Below are 14,718 nucleotides of genomic sequence, written 5' to 3'. Positions count from 1 at the left end.
TCCCGTACGGGACGATGCGAGCGCTAGTCTCCTCGCCGTGATCATTGATCTAGAGCCCGGCGACGCGCGGTGGGCGGCCGCTCTTCTCGTCCTCCGCGAGCTGCGCCCCCATCTCACTGACGAACTGCTCGAGCTGGTACTGCGAGAAGGCGCGCCCCAAGGTCTCCGCTTCACCGCCCTACTGCAAGACGATCGCTGCGTGGCTGTCGCCGGCTGGCGAGTAGTCGTCAACACGAGCGCCATCAGGAAGCTCTACGTCGATGACCTCTCCACCGCCGCCGCCGAGCGATCCCACGGTCACGGCGCGGCACTCCTAGCCGCCCTAGCGGAGCGAGGCCGGGAACTGGGGTGCAGCGCGATCGAGCTCGACTCCGGCGTGCAACGCTTCGAGGCGCATCGCTTCTACCTACGCGAACGGATGGACATCACCGCCCATCACTTCGCTCGACGGCTCGACCAGTAAGTGCAACGGGCTGCCTCCCCGCACCGTTCAGCAGGGGACCGCCACCGGACGCCGGATGTCAGTGGGTAGTTTCACCGTCCGGACGACGATCCCCATACGGAACGGCGCTAGCGTGGCGGAATGGCAACGACGATGGGCCCGAAGGAACGAAGGGTGCGGTTGAAGGCTGCCGCGTTTGGCTGGGGGCTTACTACTGCCCTCGTGGTTGCCGGAGTGTTCTGGAGTTGGATCCAACTCGGCTTCGACCTCGTCGCTGACTGGCTCGGCAAAACAGAGTGGACTCTAGGCGAGTTCGAGAATTGGGATGCGCTTGCCGTTGCCAGCGGAACAGTCGCCCTCATGGCTGGGCGCCGTTGGGTCAGTTGGAAGAGGTTCTTCGCTGACTACGGCGGCCTTGTCGTTGTGATCGTGCCTCTCAGCTTCGTGGTGATCCCCTTAGTACCCGATTTTTGGCAGCAGGTGGTGAAGGCGGTGGTCGTGGGTTTGGCGTTACTCCTACTGCGGGCCACCTTCAAGGATCTGCCACGCGTGTCCGATACGACGCACCCCTGAACGACGGTGACCGCACGGGGGACGCTGACCGGTGGTACAGCTACTTACCGGTACCCGGGAGCCCACCGGAAGTGATCTGAGGTCGCCCGGTCGCGTAGATGCGTCGGTCGAGGCCGCGCGCAGCGCGGTCGGGATCTGGGTCCTTCTTGCGGTGAGTGTTCACATACTCGAACGCGGCCGCGAGCTCGGGGTCCATGTCCTTCTCTGGCCGCGTCTGCGCGCGCTCCGGTCGGGACCGCTGCGCGCACGGTCGCGGCTCACCCGCCGGCCCCGGACAGCGTTGACCTGAGGCGTTGTCGTGGATCGACATTCGCCCGTCAGGGCGGAGCGCGTGGTCCTCCTGGCAACCGGAGCAGAGCGCGAATTGCAGCGGCATCGCGGGCGCCTAGGTGAGCAGCTGGACGGGGACGCCGGCGGCGACGTCCTCGCCCTCGATGGTGGCGAATCCGGTGACGGTCCCGATCGCGTCGACGCCGAGTGAGGAGTCCGGGAACCGGGCGACGAGGGAGGCGCCGCGGTCGGTGACGTGGGTGGCGTCGTAGTTGGCCTGGGTGGCGCTCTCGAACTCGAAGACGAACGCCTTCGTCTCCTGCTCTGAGAGGCGGACGCCGAAGTGCTTCACCAGGGCGCCATCGGCGCCGGTGAGCTCGATTCCGTAGGTGAACCACTCTGCCGGCTGTCCCGGCCCGATCGGGTCGCCCAGAGTGAAGGTCGCGGTGATCCCGGAGGTGTCGGCGGCGACGTGAACGGCCAGCAGCTCGCGAGGCGTCGGGATGCTCATGGGCTCACCCTAGAACCGCGTCGGCTTCGTGGACACGTCCAGGGTCCGGTGGGAGGGTGGGCTCATGTCGAAGCCTCGGACCAAGCTCGCGCGTGCCGCGCTGATCAGCAATGGCATGGTCTGGTTCGGGCTGTCGCTGATGCTCTTCTCCATCGCCGGCGAGCAGACCTACGCGGCATTCACCGGGACGTGGTTGAACGTCCTCGGGTGGTCGCTGATCGTCCTCGTGGCCGCGGGCCTGGCCGTGGTCGGTGTGATCGAGAACCGGAACATCCGGGCGGGGAAGAAGTACAAGCCGCGTCCTCGTAGCTGACTCCCGCTCGAGCGCGCGGCCGTTCCACGTGCTCGGGTGGGGGGGTCGAGGGGGCTCTCCCCCTCGTGGGCCGGCACTGCCGGTCCGCCGCTCCCATCGGCGCCGGGTGCGACGATGGGAGCATGTGGGAACTGGCACACCGGACGCGCGCTGAATCGGCATCGACGGTTGTGCAGAGCAACGCGGCGACGTCGGCCGCGGCGATCGCGGAAGTGCGCGCTGCGATCCCGGAGGATCACGTCATCCTCTACGTGCTCCGGCTCGCGGACGGCTCGGCGTAGGGGTTCAGGCCGTCCCGGCGAGGAGGGCGACGGCCGCTGCGGAGAAGAGGACAACGGCCGCCACGAGAGCGCCGCGGGCTCGGGCGCGCTTGTCGACCGCGACCTCGGACAGCTGCGCGGAGTGGAGCTCGGAGTCGCGATACAGCGGCACGACACCGGCGGCGACGAGCGCAGCAGCCGTCACGGCCAGCAGCAGAGCGATCACGTCCCACATGCCGACCAACTTACTCAGCCGCGGGGGCGGCGCTGCGGTGGGGGGTGCGTTGCGCGGCCGTCGTGACGACGGCGGTCGCGCGGGTGAGGTTGGGGCCGATGGCGTCGGCTTCGAGGACGCGGCCGGTGCGGCGGTTCTCGCCTTCGCCCCAGGCGACGGTGCGCTCGTAGCCGACGACGATCACGCCGTCTCCCTTGTGGAGGGAGGCGAGCACGTGCTCGCCCAGCTCGAACTTCGCTTCCACGAAGTGCGTCGTCGGGGCCTCGTGCGGGGTCCACTCGCCGCCGCGGTATTCGCCGGTGTTCTCGATGACGCGCAGCTTCACGATCTGCACGCGGCCCGCCTGCACGGCTTCGGGGTCGGTGGCGAGGTTGCCGGTGATCGTCCTGGTGCTCATCTGTCGTCTCCTGCTCGTGCGGTTCGTGGGTCCCGTCGACGTTGACGGGCTCTCGGTCGCGGGCTCGGCCGCGGGGGTGTCTGTGGGGTCGTCGGCGGGCGGTTCGATCCCCCAGGATGCGAGCGCTTCGCGCCGGGTGATTTCCACGGGCGGCTCGGACAGCGCTCTGCGCTGTTCGAGCTCGGCGCGGGTCACGTACTGACCGGGGATGCGGCGTTCGTCGCCGTAGGCGGCGCGGTAGAGCCGGTCGGCGTCGTTCTCCAGCCGGTCCACCTCGGCCTGCCGGTCCGCGAATCCGGCGAGGTATCCGGCCCGGAACTCATCGCTCGGGATCTCGCCGCTCATGCCGCGTGCTTGTCGATGAGGTCGGGGCGGAACCCCGACCAGTGGTCCTGATCGCTGGCGACGACGACGGGGGCGGCGGAGTAGCCCAGCTCCTCCATGACGTACTCGAGCGCGGCCGGGTTGGTGGTGAGGTCCACGACGTCGTACTCGATGCCCTTCGCGTCGAGCGCGCGGTAGGTCGCGGTGCACTGCACGCACGACGGCTTCGAGTAGACCGTGAGCATCAGTCGGCCCACCCGTCCGACTCGTCGCCGCGGTGCGGGTCGTGCTCGTCGTTGAGCCGGGTCCAGGCGTGCAGCTCGGCCCACTGCTCGGCGGCGTCGTGGTGTCCTGCCTCGGTGAGGAGGTCGATGATCGGCGTCGCGCGCGCGCACGTGAGCGTCGGGGCGATCGCTTCCGCGACGGCGGGGTCCGAGAGAGTCACCGCGAACGTCGCCACGGCCGCCTGGTAGATCGCCACCGCGTCGGGGGTGACCTGCTGCTCGCTCATCGCTCCGATCCTCCCTCAGCGTGGTGCCGATCGCCCTCGTCGTCGTCCGTGGCGTGCTCCGCGATCCACAGGTCCGCGGCCTCGTCACGTCCGAATGCTCGCAGGAGTCCGGCCAGCGCGTCGACCTCGGCACAGCTGAGTCGGACGGCCAGGTCGTCGGCGGTGTCCCCGTGGGAGAACACGGAGGCGAACTCGGCAACCGCGTCGAGGAGGGTCGGCTCCTCCGCCGCGGGGCTGGTGGTGATGGTGTCTGACATGGCGTTTCCTCCTCGATGGTGGTGCGGGCTACTGCTGGGTGCGGGTGAGGGTGTCCACGAACATGACGCCCTCGGTTCCGGGGATCGTGGCGGTGTGCGCGAGCGCCCAGCCGTTGCGTGCGTGGGCGGCAAGGTCCTCGTCGCGCTCCGCGATCTTGCGGAACTGGGTGCGCATCCCCTCCTCGGTGGCGGCCGGGACGAAGGTGCTGACGGTCGTGATCTGCTGCATTTCTCTTCCTCTTCCTCATCGTTTTTTTGCCGTGATTCTCAATCAGGTTTGTCAAGCCAGCGGGGGTGGTCTGGCTCGCCTGTTCTTCCTTCTCTCCCAGCGTTTTTTTGCCTGGAAGGCACGTAGTGCCGAGCAGAGGCGGAGGCGGGAGCGCAACCCGGAGGGCGGCGGAGGAGAGGTTGTCGGCGCGATGTGAGGGAGCGCAGCGACCGCGTGGCGGGAACCTCGGAGGAGCCGGCCGCGCAGCGGCTTGCGTCGACGCCGTAGGCCCGTACGCTGCCGAAGGCTTCCAGGCAGAAATGCGCGCAGCGCACACCACAGCGCCGACCGAGGTCGGCGTCTGCTTGCTCGCGGAGACTTCCGCCGAGGGGGTTCGATCGGCCAGAGGACGAGCCTCTACTGGGAGGCTGTCTGCTCTTGAGCAGGAGCGCGCCGAGTGGCGTCCGCCTCGTGGCGATACAGCGAAGCCCGATCCCACCTGACGAGGTGGCCCGGATCCTCAGCAGTACGGCCGCGGGTACCGTTCCCTGGCGGTCTGCGTGCTCGTTCGCCTCGGTCTGCGCGGGGATGGAGAGCAGCGCGCTGCCTCGGGCCTTCACGCGAAGGAGCGCACAACGGATCGTCGCTCTCGCTGAAGCCGCCCGCCGCGCGGATGCTCTCCCAGCGATCTTCTCGCCTCGTTGAACGTCCGCGACTGCTGTGTCGTGTCCTCGGTGGGACCACCTCGGCCCCCGCATTACAGGAGGCATCATGCTCAAGCGAATCGCGACCACTGTGACCACTGCGGCGTTCGCCGCCGTCCTTCTCGCCGGATGCTCGACGGCCGCCGGCTCGGCCGCCTCGTCGGAAGCGCCGGCCGACAGCCCTTCCGCCACCGCCTCCGCCTCCGCTGAGACGGCGGCTCTCACGACGGCGTCCTCGCCGCTGGGCGAGATCATCACGGACGAGGCCGGCTACACCGTCTACACGTTCACGAAGGACACGCAGAACTCGGGCAGCAGCAGCTGCTACGACGAGTGCGCCACGACCTGGCCGGCCGTGTCGGCGTCCAGCACGACCGCCGCGGACGGGATCACCGGAGAGGTCGGCTCGATCACGCGCACCGACGGGACGACCCAGCTGACCGTCGACGGATGGCCGGTCTACCGGTTCGCGAAGGACACCGCGCCGGGCCAGGTCAACGGGCAGGGTGTGAAGGACGCCTGGTACGTCCTCCTCCCTGACGGCACGATGAACAAGGAAGCCGCGGCCATGAGCACCTCCACCCCGGCGTCCTGATGCGACGGCGACCCGTCCCCGCGGGCAGCGAAGCGCATCGCCCGGACGGGTCGCCGGTTCTCGACAGGCAAGGACGGAAAGGGATGACCGGCAGTGATCGCAGCAACCGAGATGAGGGAGCGCGCCGTGGCGCTTCGAGGCGGTGAGCACTGTGCCCCGCCCCGTCGATGAGCTCCTGGCCGCGCTGTACGAGAGTCACGGCCCGGCGTTGCGGCGCTTCGTGCAGAACCTCACTCGGAACGCGGCTCTGACGGAGGACGTCGTGCAGGAGACGATGGTCCGGGCCTGGCAGCGCCCGCAGGTCCTCGAACGCGACGCCGACGCCGCTCGCGCGTGGCTGTTCACCGTCGCCCGCAACCTCGTCATCGACGACGCCCGCTCCGCTCGGAGCCGACGCGAAGTGCCGGCGAAGGACGAGGACGGCGGCGGCGCCGTCCCCGATCGCACCGACGCGGTCCTGGACAGCATCCTCGTCGCCGACGCTCTCGCATCGCTGTCGGTGGAGCATCGTCAGATCGTGGTGGACGCGTACTTCCTCGGACACACCGTCCCCGAGATCGCCCGCCGGCACTCCATCCCCGAGGGAACAGCGAAATCCCGATTGCACTACGGACTGCGCGGACTGCGACTGGCTCTGCAGGAAAGGGGCGTCACCCGATGAACGACCACCACGGAAGCTCTGCGACGGAGGACGAGTACCGCGACTGGGACGCGTCCTACGTCCTCGGCGCTCTCCCCGCGGATCAGCGACTCGAGTACGAGCAGCACCTCAGCGGCTGCGCGGACTGCCGCGCGGCCGTGGCAGAGCTGGCAGGACTGCCCGGCATCGTCGGTCGCCTCTCCGTCGAGGACGCTCTCGCCATCAGCGCATCGGACGACGGCGACGACGCGCCGCCGTCGATGGTGACGCTGCCCGCCATCGCCCACCGTGTCCGGACGCACCGACGTCGGCGCCGGCTGGTGACGTCCCTCGCCGTCGCGGCCGCCGTCACCGCCTCCGTCTTCGGAGGCGTCGCTCTCGGCACGGGCATCGCGGGCGCTCCCGTGGCGAGCGAGGCGACCCTCGAACCGATGGACCCGATCGCGGACGATCCCGCTCTCGCTGCGGACATCCAGGTCGAGGGGAAGCCGTGGGGCACCCGGCTGGAGTGGAGCTGCACCTACAGTGGTGATGCGCCCGCCGACGCGGAGTACGAACTCGTGATCACCCGCACAGACGGCAGCACGATCACCGTCGCCACCTGGACGGCGGCCGGGCAGCGCGCCGTCGACCTGGCGGCGTCCACGGGCATCGCCCGGTCGGAGATCACCGGCGTCGACATCAGGGTCCGCGGCACGAACTCCCCCCTCGTCCGCACCGACACCTGAGACACCGCCCACCCGCAGGAGACACCGGCACTGCCCGCGGTGCCGCGGACACAGGACAGGAGCAGACCATGAGCACCGAGACCACACCGCTGCACATCACCCGCGAGGGCCCGAGAAGCTTCATCGGCCGCAACGCGCGAGGAGCCGAGGTCCGCATCGGCGGGTCGGACGCCGACGGCGTGTTCTCGCCCGGCGAGCTGCTGCACCTCGCCCTCGCCGCCTGCGGCATGCTCTCCTCGGACCACCTCCTCGCCAGCCGACTCGGAGCCGACTTCGAAGCGACCACCGACATCACCGCGACCAAGCCCGAGGGTGAGGACCGCTACGACTCCATCACCGCCGTGATCCGCGCCGACCTGTCGGCGCTCGATCCCGAGCGGATCGCCTCACTGTCCGAACGCACCCACCGGGCCGTGGATCGCCAGTGCACCGTCGGCCACACGCTCGAGCACGGCGCGGCGTACACCGTCGACGTCGTGGACGACCCGGCCGCTCCCGTCAGCGGTCCGAGGACGGGGACCGTCTGAGATCAGCGCCTCATCGGACACGACGACCGGTGCCGACCGAGCCGCGGACGTCTCCCTTCAGTGCCGTCAGTCTGCGATTCGCCGACCGGATCCGAGACGATTCGCGAGGCGGAGCGCGTTCACGGAGCGGAGGTGCTGGTCGGCGCGGTGACGTCCGTTGGCCGGTGAGGGGTGCGGTGCCGCGAGTACGGGGACGACACGGGGATCATCGTGCAGGGTCAGATAGCGCATGACCCCGTCGAGCGCCACGGTCCCGTAGGTGACGACGGCGCCGAGCGCGGGCAGCAGCTCCAGCAGCTCACCGAGCGCGAGCCGACCCTCCTCGATGTCCGCGGGGCGGACGCGGCCAGGGATCTCCCACGGGATGAGGTTCCATCGGAGGTAGTGGTCGCGGGAGAGTCCGGACTCGATTCGGGCCGCCCGGAACGCGGCGGCGGTGGGCCCGAGGTTGTCCTCGCTGCAGACGGCAGCGGATCCCGCGGCGATCGTCCGAGGGCCGGGTGACTGCATCAGCACCAGGACGCGACTGGCGGTGCCGCCGGAGCAGGGATCGAAGCCCGGAACGAAGCGTCCGGTCGCGTCCGCGGTACTCCGCCAGGTCTCGGCGAGGGCGTTCAGGCTTCGGATGTCCACGATGGTCCTCGATCCCGGTCAGGCCGGCCGCGGTGGTGCGAGCAGGGTTCCGCGGATCACGGAACCGTGGAACGTGCGGGCGGCGACGATGATCCACGCGGCGACCAGGCCGACGTAGTAGAGCACCGCGAGGCCGGCGACAACCGTGAGACCGGAGTGCAGGGCGAGGCCGTTCAGTCCGGTGACGCAGGTGCCGACGGGGAACGTGAACGACCACCACGTCAGGCTGAACGGCAGGTGCTCCTTCGCGGTGCGGAGGGTGATCGCGAGGGCGATGACGGTCCAGAGCAGCGCGAAGCCGAGCATCGCGAAGCCGTACACCAGAGCCACGACCAGCAGCGCACGCGCTGTGCCGGCGTCCACGACGGTGGGCGCGTTCGAGGCGAGCAGATTCACAGCGGTGATCGACTGTCCGACCGGACCGAGGACGATCCACAGTGTCGGCACCATCCCCGCCGCTCCGACCTTGTGCTGCGCGAGCCGGTTCCAGATCAGGGTGATCACCACCAGCGACGCGATCAGGCTGAGGCCGAAGAAGCCGTAGCAGGACCACAGGAGCGTCTCCCGCGCTTGCCCGGCGGGCGCGTACGGCAGCAGCAATGCGCCGGTGGAAGCGGACACCATCGGCGGAACGATCGGCATCAGCCAGCCGCCGAACGCCGAATCGGGCTTGTTCTCATGCCGGGTGAACGCGAGGTAGGGCACCAGGACCGCCGTCACCAGCCCGCCGAGAGTCCCCGCGGTCCAGAGCACCCAGTCGATGGTGACAGCGGCGGGCAGGCCGATCCAGTCCTTGCCGAGGAGGAGGGTTCCCGCGCCGACGGTGAGAAACGCCATGGGAGGCGCGCCGTAGAAGTGCGAGAGGACCGGATTCAGGTGGTGCCTCATCGCTGTAGCGCGGTAGCGGACCCAGTGCAGCCCGGTCGCGACCGTCAGCGCGACGAGCAGCAGCGCGGCGATCGCCCAGACGACGGTGGCCCCGGTACGCAGTCCGGGGAACTGGAGTGGCAGGGACGCGGCGGCGACCGCGACGATGCCGGTGCCCATGATCGACGCGAACCAGTTCGGCGTCAGGTTTGACACGATCAGTCCCGGATGCTCCAGCTCCCGGAACAAGCGCCTCGACCGCGGAGAATGCCCGATCGAGGAAGATGCGCGGGCGGGGGAGAGAGTTGTCATGACTCCAGCCTGAGCATCGCCGTCCCCAGCCGATACAGCGATCGTGTTGGCGGGGCACAATGAGTGCTTGTGGCGACGCGGCGATTGACGGATCGGATCCTGGATCTCGACACGCTGGAGGTGCTCGAACGCATCGCCGAGGCGGGCTCGCTCTCCCGCGCTGCCGAAGCCCTCGGCGTCACCCAGCAGGCCGTCTCGGCGCGTCTGCGGGTAGCGGAGCGCGCCATCGGGCAGCCGCTCGTGCGCCGCTCTCCGACCGGGTCCCTGATGACCGACGCGGGCCGGCTCGTGCTCGAGTTGGCCGGCCCGGTCCTCGAGGCGTCCCGCCGCCTCGAGGCGGGCGCGGCGGCACTGCGACAGCCGACCGGCTCACTGGTCCTCGCGGCGTCGCAGACGATCGCCGAACTGCTGCTCCCACGCTGGCTCCTCGAATTCCGACAGCGCGCACCCGAGGTGAGTGTGCAGCTGATCGCCGGCAATTCAGCCACGGTCACCGAGCTCGTGAGATCCGGTGCGGCGCAGCTCGGATTCGTCGAGACACCGGCGTCCACGGCCACGCTCTCCTCTCACGTGGTCACGGAGGACGAACTCGCTGTCGTCGTAGCACCGGACCACCCCTGGGCACGCGCGGCGAGTATCAGCGCCGAGGACTTGGCCGGCACCGCACTGCTGACGCGAGAGGAAGGCTCCGGCACCCGGACGACCCTCGAAGCATGGCTCCACGACGCCGGGCTCGCACCCGCGATTCCCGCCGCGATCCTTGAGACGACGGCGATCATCCGAGCGAACGCCCGCGCCGGCATCGCGCCCGCAGTCATGAGCATCCTCACCGTCGAAGCAGATCTCGCCGCGCGCTCACTGATACGAGTGCCCCTCCGCGGACCAGCACTCGTGCGACCCCTCCGCGCCATCTGGTCCGATCGCATCGGGTCGTCCGCGGCGGCGTTCCTGGAGATCGCGCACGAGATGCGCTGACCGGTGCACGGCTCGTCGCAACGCCGATCACGCCAGCGGCCGTGTCTGCTCGAGCTGGAAGGCGGTTTTCCGCCTTAGCAACCGGAGGGCGCAGTGCAACCCGCAGGGCGAGGGGGGAGAGAGTTTCGGCGCGAAATAAGGGAGCGCAGCGACCGCGTGCTGAAAGTCTCGGAGGAGTCGGTGGCGCAGCCACTTGAACGGAGCCCGTAGGTAGCTACGACCGCAGCGAAGCGGAGGGAGCCGCCGAAGGCTTCACGGCAAAAAAGGGTGTGAGCCCGCACGGCGACCAACGGCGGCCGGCGCAGCCGGTCGACCTCCGGGCGTCGCTCCGTCGACGCTGCGCGGGCGGAGCTCGCGCCCCGCCGCCGGCGGAACATCGGGGAGTGTGAGGGGGTCGCCCCTCACGGGCCGGCCCGGTCCGGGGCGGCCCGCGCCCGCGCTCAGAGGGTGAGGGTGTGCAGGATCAGGACGGTGGAGCCGATGGGCTTTCCGAAGTCGGTGTAGTCGAGGGTTTCGCGGCGGTTGCTGATGAGGTCGAGGGCGACCAGTTCCTCCTCGGACTCATCGCTCATGCCGCCCGGGTCGTCCTCCCACTCGCGGAGGGTCTGACGGTCGGCGTCGAGGACTCTCCACAGTCCCCAGACGTGGGCGACGGGGCCGGTCGTCTCGTACTTGAAAACGAGGGCGGTCGCGGTGGGCCAGGCGTGCGCGGCCGCGGCGACGATCAGCGCGCGCGCGGCCGCGGCGATTGCGTCGGGGCCGCCGGTGGCGGTGGCCGCGTCGACGGCGGCTTGCGCGTCGCGCAGCGCCGGGGTGTGTCCCCACACGTCGACGTCGACGGCGGGAGTCGTGGTGGTGGTCATGGCGGGCCTTTCTGCAGGAGTCGGGAGCGGGGGTGCGGGGACCGGCGGATGCCGGTCCCCGCGGAGCGGCTAGCTGATCCCGGCGGCGTCAGCCGGGGTGCTCTCGCCCGTGACGACCTGCTCGACCGGGGAGAGCGCGTACCCCCACGCAGCGAGCTGGCGGAAGTGGGCGGCGGCGCGCTCGTCGCCGCGTCGCCACGACTCCTTGCTCGTGTTCGCCTCCTGACCTCCCAGCACGACCGCCAGCGCGACCAGCCGGGCCTTCGCCGGGTTCGCCTCGACCAGCGCGGCGAGAGCGTCGGTGCGGTAGCCGGAGGGGCGGTCGATGCCGAGCAGCGTGTGGGCGAGGTCGCTGCCGTTACTCATCCCGGAGGACACCGCGAACCGGTGAGCGGTGAGCCCGAGAGCGATCACCCGATCCGCGTCCTTCGGGAGGGTCTTGCGGCTGAGGAACGTGGCGATCCACTGGCGGCGGACCGTCTCTGCGGCGGTCCACGCCTTGTTGTTGGCGATGAGCACCTTCCGCTCCGCGGACTTCTCGACGCGCTCCTCCTCCGCCTCCTCGGGGGTGAGCGCCGCGGCGGGCACGTCGCCGCGGTAGGCGTAGGTGAATCCAGCCTCCGTGGGCTCCTGCACGAAGTGGGTCACGTCGATGTCGCCGTTCCAGCGGGTGTCGATGAGCGCGCCGCGGACCGGGATCGCGGCGATGTGCTCGGCGGTGACCTGCGCGTCGTCCGCGGTGCGGAGCTTGCGGAGGGGCACCCACGGGCTGCCCTCGCCGTAGGCGTCGGAGCGGGTGAGGACCTGGAAGCCGTTCGCGATCTGCTCCTGCTCGACGGCGGCGAGGCGAGCCTTCTCCGCGGCGTCCTCGCGGAGGCTCTGCGCGGTGTGGTCGAACTGGGTCGGGTCGTTGGTGGCGACCTCGACCAGGTGGGCGCGGGCGTCAGCGTCGTCCTCGAACTCCAACAGGACCGCGGCCTGATCGAGAGTCAGCTCGTGCGAGTGGAGAACTGACGTGACAGTCGCGGACTCCGCAACGGCGAGGCCCTTCTTCACGGCGTCGGTCTTGGTTCCGGTGCGCTTGGCGATCTGCGAGGCGGTGATGCCCTCGAACGCGAGCTGCGCCCAAGCGGCGGTGCGGTCTGCGACGCTCAGCTCGGCGCGCTGGTCGTTCTCGATGATCTGCTGGATGATGCGGTCCGCGGTGGTGTCGTCGCCCTCCACGACGTAGACGGGGACCGTGGGCACGGCTGCCTCGCGGGCGGCGAGGGTGCGGCGCTGTCCGGCGCGGACGATGACGTTTCCGTGCTCGTCGCGGCGGGCGAGGATCGGGGTGATGACGCCGTTCTCGCGGATCGACGCCATGAAATCCTTGGTCACGGGAGCGCTGGTGCGCACGTTCGCCTCGATCACGAGGGTGGTCGGGTCGATGTGCTCGACGGTCCCGGTTCCGGTGGTGATAGTCACGATGGGTTCTCCTTGATCGGTGTGCGATCATTGAGGCGACAGGTCCCGTGGTTCTAACCCAACTACGGGGCCTTTGTCGTCTCTTCCTGATCGTTTTTCTTTGCCTCTCCGGCGAGTGAAAACCAATTGAGTGGAGTCGGCGGAGTGACGCCGATCCCGGGCGAAATAAGCCCGCAGGGCGCGTCCGGGATCGGTGGCACGCAGCCGATGGAGCGAGATAGGTTGAAACCGCGGAGAGGTGAAGAAAACCTGGGAACGCGCCGCGTAGCGGCTCCCGCCGGCGGTGCTCCGTCACCGCTGCGCGTGCGGAGCTCGCGCCCCGCCTTCGGCGGAACACGGGGGAGCGCGAGGGGGTCGCCCCTCGTGGCCGGCCCGAGGGCCGGCCCCTCCCCCGCGCTACTCGGCGGGCGTCAGGAACGCGATCAACGCGGCGGCCTCGGCGCTGCCGTCGTCGTAGACGGGCATCCCGCCGGGGCCGCACTCCCCCGGCAGTCCGAGCGTGTTGCGGGTGTGCGCGAGGATCTCCGCGTCGGTCGCGGTGGCGTTCTCCGGGTCCTCGTCGCGGCTGATCGCGAGGATGAGCGCGAGCTGTTCAGCCGTGGCGCGGCCGGTGTCGGTGCGGGTCATGGTGTGGTCCTCTCAGCGGTTCAGGAACGGGGCGACGCGGCGGATCGCTGCGCGGCGGGCGTGGGCGACGCAGTGGCGGAATGAGCCGCTGGTGATGCCGTGCAGCTGGTCGGAGTGCCACGCCTCCCAGACGCCGGACTTGCGGCGGGTGACGTGCACCGAGGGCATCGTCTTCGGGTCGGTGCCCACAACGCGCACGTCGACCGCGCGGGTGTTCGCGAGCGTGAGGTAGGTCTTCGCGGTGGTCTGCAAGTCGGTGGTGGTCTGCATGGTGTGGGTGCTCCCTCTGGCTGATCGTTTTTCTTTGCCTCTCCGGCGGGGAAAACCGTTTGAGTGGAGGCGGCGCAGTGACACCGAGAGCGGGCGAAATAAGCCCGCAGGGCGCGTCCGCTCTCGGTGGCACGGAGCCGGTGGAGCGAAATAGGTTGAAACCGCGGAGAGGTGAAGAAAACGGGTGGAACGGGCCGCATCGCGGCCTCCCCTTGGCGGCGCTCCGTCGCCGCTGCGCGAGTGCAGCTCGCGCCCCGGAACAGGACACGGGGAGCGTGAGGGGGCCGCCCCTCACGGGCGGGCAGCGCCGGCCCGTCCGCTTGGTTCCTTGACTGGCATGCGGCGCTGGCGGATACGGTGGGCGGATGAACCGCCTGACGGTAGCTGCGATCGCGATCGCGGTGCTTACTCTGGCCAGCGGTTGCTCCGCGACTACGCCTGAACCTGCGTCGAAAGCGCCGAACGGCGATCCGATCGTCGCCGCTCGCAACCTTCCTGATGCTGGTGGCGTCGTCGCCGTTAGCGACGCCAGTTCAAGCTGCGGCGAATACGTTCTTGAGCAAGGAAGTGACCTGCCTAGCGAGGCTCGAGCCTGCCTCGCGACCGCCGCCCTCGCAGGAGAGGATGCGGAACTGGCGTGGAGCACACCGACCACCGAAGGCGACCCGATCGTCTCGTTCGCGTTCGTTGGAGGCTCGATCGACGGCGTCGACGTGTACACGACGACAGCGTTCGATCGCCACAACGGTCTTGAAGAGCCCACGGGCGTGGGTGCCAGCTGGTCACTCCTGCACTGCGCCGATCCGGCAGATGTGCACGGTTCCGGCGACTGCGCACGCTACGTCGAGGGATGAACCCCGAGCCGGAGGCGTCGGAGACTGGGCCGCATCACGGCTTTCGACGTGCGGTGCTCCGTCACCGCCGCGCGCGCGCAGCTCGCGCCCCGCAACGGGGCACTCGGGGAGTGTGAAGGGTCGCCCCTCACGGGCCGGCGGTGCCGGCGAGGAGGGCAGCAGTGGCTGCGGAGAAGAGAACAACGGCCGCGAGGAGTGCGCCGCGGGCCCGGGCGCGCTTGTCGACCGCGACCTCGGACACTTGCGCGGAGTGGATCTCGGAGTCGCGATAAAGCGGCACGACACCGGCGACGACGAGCGCGGCACCCGTCACGGCCAGCAGCAGAGCGATCCCGTCCCACATGCCGACCAACTT

General features: G+C 69.7%; 24 protein-coding genes. 10 read left to right on the top strand and 14 right to left on the bottom strand.

The window, feature by feature from the left end; genetic code table 11:
- Nucleotides 1-37 precede the first annotated feature (37 nt).
- Nucleotides 38-463 carry a GNAT family N-acetyltransferase gene (locus tag C5D44_RS16350; protein WP_104234413.1) on the top strand — a complete coding sequence of 142 codons (426 nt, stop codon included), beginning with the start codon at nt 38-40 and terminating at the stop codon, nt 461-463.
- 120 nt (nt 464-583) lie between these two features.
- Nucleotides 584-1,015 carry a hypothetical protein gene (locus C5D44_RS16345; protein ID WP_146088080.1) on the top strand — a complete coding sequence of 144 codons (432 nt, stop codon included), beginning with the start codon at nt 584-586 and terminating at the stop codon, nt 1,013-1,015.
- A gap of 385 nt (nt 1,016-1,400) precedes the next feature.
- Here C5D44_RS16345 and C5D44_RS16340 read toward each other — a convergent pair whose 3' ends face one another.
- Complete coding sequence (locus C5D44_RS16340; RefSeq protein WP_104282272.1) at nt 1,401-1,796, bottom strand: hypothetical protein; 396 nt, start codon at nt 1,794-1,796, stop codon at nt 1,401-1,403.
- Between the two features lie 64 nt (nt 1,797-1,860).
- On the opposite strand from C5D44_RS16340, the gene C5D44_RS16335 reads away from it, so the two are divergent.
- Together C5D44_RS16335 and C5D44_RS18200 are read left to right on the top strand one after the other, a co-directional pair.
- Nucleotides 1,861-2,109, top strand: a complete 249-nt coding sequence (locus C5D44_RS16335) for a hypothetical protein (protein ID WP_104282271.1) — start codon at nt 1,861-1,863, stop codon at nt 2,107-2,109.
- Nucleotides 2,110-2,231: 122 nt separating this feature from the next.
- The gene (locus tag C5D44_RS18200) at nt 2,232-2,390 is read left to right on the top strand and encodes a hypothetical protein (protein WP_181110226.1); all 159 of its coding nucleotides are present in this window, start codon (nt 2,232-2,234) and stop codon (nt 2,388-2,390) included.
- Between the two features lie 4 nt (nt 2,391-2,394).
- Here C5D44_RS18200 and C5D44_RS16330 read toward each other — a convergent pair whose 3' ends face one another.
- Genes C5D44_RS16330 through C5D44_RS16305 form a run of 6 tightly spaced genes read right to left on the bottom strand, consistent with a single transcriptional unit; the run spans nt 2,395 to nt 4,322 of the window.
- Nucleotides 2,395-2,604 (bottom strand): hypothetical protein, encoded by a 210-nt coding sequence (locus tag C5D44_RS16330; protein WP_104282270.1) that lies wholly within the window; start codon nt 2,602-2,604, stop codon nt 2,395-2,397.
- A gap of 10 nt (nt 2,605-2,614) precedes the next feature.
- Nucleotides 2,615-3,346, bottom strand: a complete 732-nt coding sequence (locus tag C5D44_RS18195; protein ID WP_181118543.1) for a single-stranded DNA-binding protein — start codon at nt 3,344-3,346, stop codon at nt 2,615-2,617.
- Nucleotides 3,343-3,573, bottom strand: coding sequence for a glutaredoxin-like protein NrdH (gene nrdH / locus C5D44_RS16320; protein ID WP_104268997.1), 231 nt, complete (start codon nt 3,571-3,573; stop codon nt 3,343-3,345). The genes C5D44_RS18195 and nrdH overlap by 4 nt, the downstream gene beginning before the upstream one ends.
- Nucleotides 3,570-3,836 carry a hypothetical protein gene (locus tag C5D44_RS16315; RefSeq protein ID WP_104282269.1) on the bottom strand — a complete coding sequence of 89 codons (267 nt, stop codon included), beginning with the start codon at nt 3,834-3,836 and terminating at the stop codon, nt 3,570-3,572. The genes nrdH and C5D44_RS16315 overlap by 4 nt, the downstream gene beginning before the upstream one ends.
- The gene (locus C5D44_RS16310) at nt 3,833-4,093 is read right to left on the bottom strand and encodes a hypothetical protein (protein WP_216848815.1); all 261 of its coding nucleotides are present in this window, start codon (nt 4,091-4,093) and stop codon (nt 3,833-3,835) included. The genes C5D44_RS16315 and C5D44_RS16310 overlap by 4 nt, the downstream gene beginning before the upstream one ends.
- A gap of 28 nt (nt 4,094-4,121) precedes the next feature.
- A complete protein-coding gene (locus C5D44_RS16305) occupies nt 4,122-4,322 on the bottom strand; it encodes a hypothetical protein (RefSeq protein WP_104277728.1) in 201 nt (66 codons plus the stop codon).
- 750 nt (nt 4,323-5,072) lie between these two features.
- Between C5D44_RS16305 and C5D44_RS16300 the strand changes: the two genes are divergently transcribed.
- The 4 genes from C5D44_RS16300 to C5D44_RS16285 all read left to right on the top strand — a co-directional run bounded on the left by C5D44_RS16300 (nt 5,073) and on the right by C5D44_RS16285 (nt 7,495).
- Nucleotides 5,073-5,600 carry a hypothetical protein gene (locus tag C5D44_RS16300; protein WP_104282268.1) on the top strand — a complete coding sequence of 176 codons (528 nt, stop codon included), beginning with the start codon at nt 5,073-5,075 and terminating at the stop codon, nt 5,598-5,600.
- A gap of 151 nt (nt 5,601-5,751) precedes the next feature.
- Nucleotides 5,752-6,261 (top strand): sigma-70 family RNA polymerase sigma factor, encoded by a 510-nt coding sequence (locus tag C5D44_RS16295; protein ID WP_056865923.1) that lies wholly within the window; start codon nt 5,752-5,754, stop codon nt 6,259-6,261.
- Complete coding sequence (locus C5D44_RS16290; protein WP_104282267.1) at nt 6,258-6,968, top strand: anti-sigma factor; 711 nt, start codon at nt 6,258-6,260, stop codon at nt 6,966-6,968. The genes C5D44_RS16295 and C5D44_RS16290 overlap by 4 nt, the downstream gene beginning before the upstream one ends.
- A gap of 68 nt (nt 6,969-7,036) precedes the next feature.
- Nucleotides 7,037-7,495: an OsmC family protein gene (locus C5D44_RS16285; protein WP_055794432.1), complete on the top strand. Its 459-nt coding sequence runs from the start codon at nt 7,037-7,039 to the stop codon at nt 7,493-7,495.
- A gap of 66 nt (nt 7,496-7,561) precedes the next feature.
- Here the strand turns inward: C5D44_RS16285 and C5D44_RS16280 are convergent, their stop codons facing one another.
- A complete protein-coding gene (locus C5D44_RS16280; protein WP_258068020.1) occupies nt 7,562-8,128 on the bottom strand; it encodes a uracil-DNA glycosylase family protein in 567 nt (188 codons plus the stop codon).
- Nucleotides 8,129-8,146: 18 nt separating this feature from the next.
- Nucleotides 8,147-9,211, bottom strand: a complete 1,065-nt coding sequence (locus C5D44_RS16275) for a TDT family transporter (protein ID WP_258060519.1) — start codon at nt 9,209-9,211, stop codon at nt 8,147-8,149.
- Between the two features lie 216 nt (nt 9,212-9,427).
- On the opposite strand from C5D44_RS16275, the gene C5D44_RS16270 reads away from it, so the two are divergent.
- On the top strand, nt 9,428-10,282 hold the full coding sequence (locus C5D44_RS16270) for a LysR family transcriptional regulator (RefSeq protein WP_374953345.1): 855 nt from the start codon (nt 9,428-9,430) through the stop codon (nt 10,280-10,282).
- A gap of 440 nt (nt 10,283-10,722) precedes the next feature.
- On the opposite strand, the gene C5D44_RS16265 is transcribed toward C5D44_RS16270, so the two are convergent.
- The 4 genes from C5D44_RS16265 to C5D44_RS16250 all read right to left on the bottom strand — a co-directional run bounded on the left by C5D44_RS16265 (nt 10,723) and on the right by C5D44_RS16250 (nt 13,509).
- A complete protein-coding gene (locus tag C5D44_RS16265) occupies nt 10,723-11,145 on the bottom strand; it encodes a hypothetical protein (protein WP_104282265.1) in 423 nt (140 codons plus the stop codon).
- A 69-nt stretch (nt 11,146-11,214) separates the two neighbouring features.
- Nucleotides 11,215-12,612 carry a ParB/RepB/Spo0J family partition protein gene (locus C5D44_RS16260; RefSeq protein ID WP_104282264.1) on the bottom strand — a complete coding sequence of 466 codons (1,398 nt, stop codon included), beginning with the start codon at nt 12,610-12,612 and terminating at the stop codon, nt 11,215-11,217.
- A 396-nt stretch (nt 12,613-13,008) separates the two neighbouring features.
- Entirely contained in the window at nt 13,009-13,239 is a 231-nt protein-coding gene (locus tag C5D44_RS16255; protein WP_056865930.1) for a hypothetical protein, read from the bottom strand.
- A 12-nt stretch (nt 13,240-13,251) separates the two neighbouring features.
- The gene (locus tag C5D44_RS16250) at nt 13,252-13,509 is read right to left on the bottom strand and encodes a hypothetical protein (RefSeq protein ID WP_104277491.1); all 258 of its coding nucleotides are present in this window, start codon (nt 13,507-13,509) and stop codon (nt 13,252-13,254) included.
- 365 nt (nt 13,510-13,874) lie between these two features.
- Here C5D44_RS16250 and C5D44_RS17810 point away from each other — a divergent pair, with 365 nt between their 5' ends.
- Nucleotides 13,875-14,363 (top strand): hypothetical protein, encoded by a 489-nt coding sequence (locus tag C5D44_RS17810; protein WP_146088079.1) that lies wholly within the window; start codon nt 13,875-13,877, stop codon nt 14,361-14,363.
- Nucleotides 14,364-14,490: 127 nt separating this feature from the next.
- Here the strand turns inward: C5D44_RS17810 and C5D44_RS16245 are convergent.
- A partial coding sequence (locus C5D44_RS16245) for a hypothetical protein (RefSeq protein WP_219815366.1) occupies nt 14,491-14,718 on the bottom strand: 228 nt, incomplete at its 5' end.

The sequence above is a fragment of the Rathayibacter sp. AY1B5 genome (genome assembly GCF_002932795.1).
In the GTDB taxonomy this organism is placed as follows: domain Bacteria; phylum Actinomycetota; class Actinomycetes; order Actinomycetales; family Microbacteriaceae; genus Rathayibacter.
This window is presented reverse-complemented; position numbering and strand designations above follow the sequence as displayed.

Excerpts from the sequence above, each read along its gene's own strand:
- C5D44_RS16345 (WP_146088080.1), top strand. The coding sequence starts at position 584 with ATGGCAACGACGATGGGCCCGAAGGAACGAAGGGTGCGGTTGAAGGCT.
- C5D44_RS16340 (WP_104282272.1), bottom strand. The coding sequence starts at position 1,796 with ATGAGCATCCCGACGCCTCGCGAGCTGCTGGCCGTTCACGTCGCCGCC.
- C5D44_RS16335 (WP_104282271.1), top strand. The coding sequence starts at position 1,861 with ATGTCGAAGCCTCGGACCAAGCTCGCGCGTGCCGCGCTGATCAGCAAT.
- C5D44_RS18200 (WP_181110226.1), top strand. The coding sequence starts at position 2,232 with ATGTGGGAACTGGCACACCGGACGCGCGCTGAATCGGCATCGACGGTT.
- C5D44_RS16330 (WP_104282270.1), bottom strand. The coding sequence starts at position 2,604 with ATGTGGGACGTGATCGCTCTGCTGCTGGCCGTGACGGCTGCTGCGCTC.
- C5D44_RS18195 (WP_181118543.1), bottom strand. The coding sequence starts at position 3,346 with ATGAGCGGCGAGATCCCGAGCGATGAGTTCCGGGCCGGATACCTCGCC.
- C5D44_RS16315 (WP_104282269.1), bottom strand. The coding sequence starts at position 3,836 with ATGAGCGAGCAGCAGGTCACCCCCGACGCGGTGGCGATCTACCAGGCG.
- C5D44_RS16310 (WP_216848815.1), bottom strand. The coding sequence starts at position 4,093 with ATGTCAGACACCATCACCACCAGCCCCGCGGCGGAGGAGCCGACCCTC.
- C5D44_RS16305 (WP_104277728.1), bottom strand. The coding sequence starts at position 4,322 with ATGCAGCAGATCACGACCGTCAGCACCTTCGTCCCGGCCGCCACCGAG.
- C5D44_RS16300 (WP_104282268.1), top strand. The coding sequence starts at position 5,073 with ATGCTCAAGCGAATCGCGACCACTGTGACCACTGCGGCGTTCGCCGCC.
- C5D44_RS16290 (WP_104282267.1), top strand. The coding sequence starts at position 6,258 with ATGAACGACCACCACGGAAGCTCTGCGACGGAGGACGAGTACCGCGAC.
- C5D44_RS16285 (WP_055794432.1), top strand. The coding sequence starts at position 7,037 with ATGAGCACCGAGACCACACCGCTGCACATCACCCGCGAGGGCCCGAGA.
- C5D44_RS16265 (WP_104282265.1), bottom strand. The coding sequence starts at position 11,145 with ATGACCACCACCACGACTCCCGCCGTCGACGTCGACGTGTGGGGACAC.
- C5D44_RS16255 (WP_056865930.1), bottom strand. The coding sequence starts at position 13,239 with ATGACCCGCACCGACACCGGCCGCGCCACGGCTGAACAGCTCGCGCTC.
- C5D44_RS16250 (WP_104277491.1), bottom strand. The coding sequence starts at position 13,509 with ATGCAGACCACCACCGACTTGCAGACCACCGCGAAGACCTACCTCACG.
- C5D44_RS17810 (WP_146088079.1), top strand. The coding sequence starts at position 13,875 with ATGAACCGCCTGACGGTAGCTGCGATCGCGATCGCGGTGCTTACTCTG.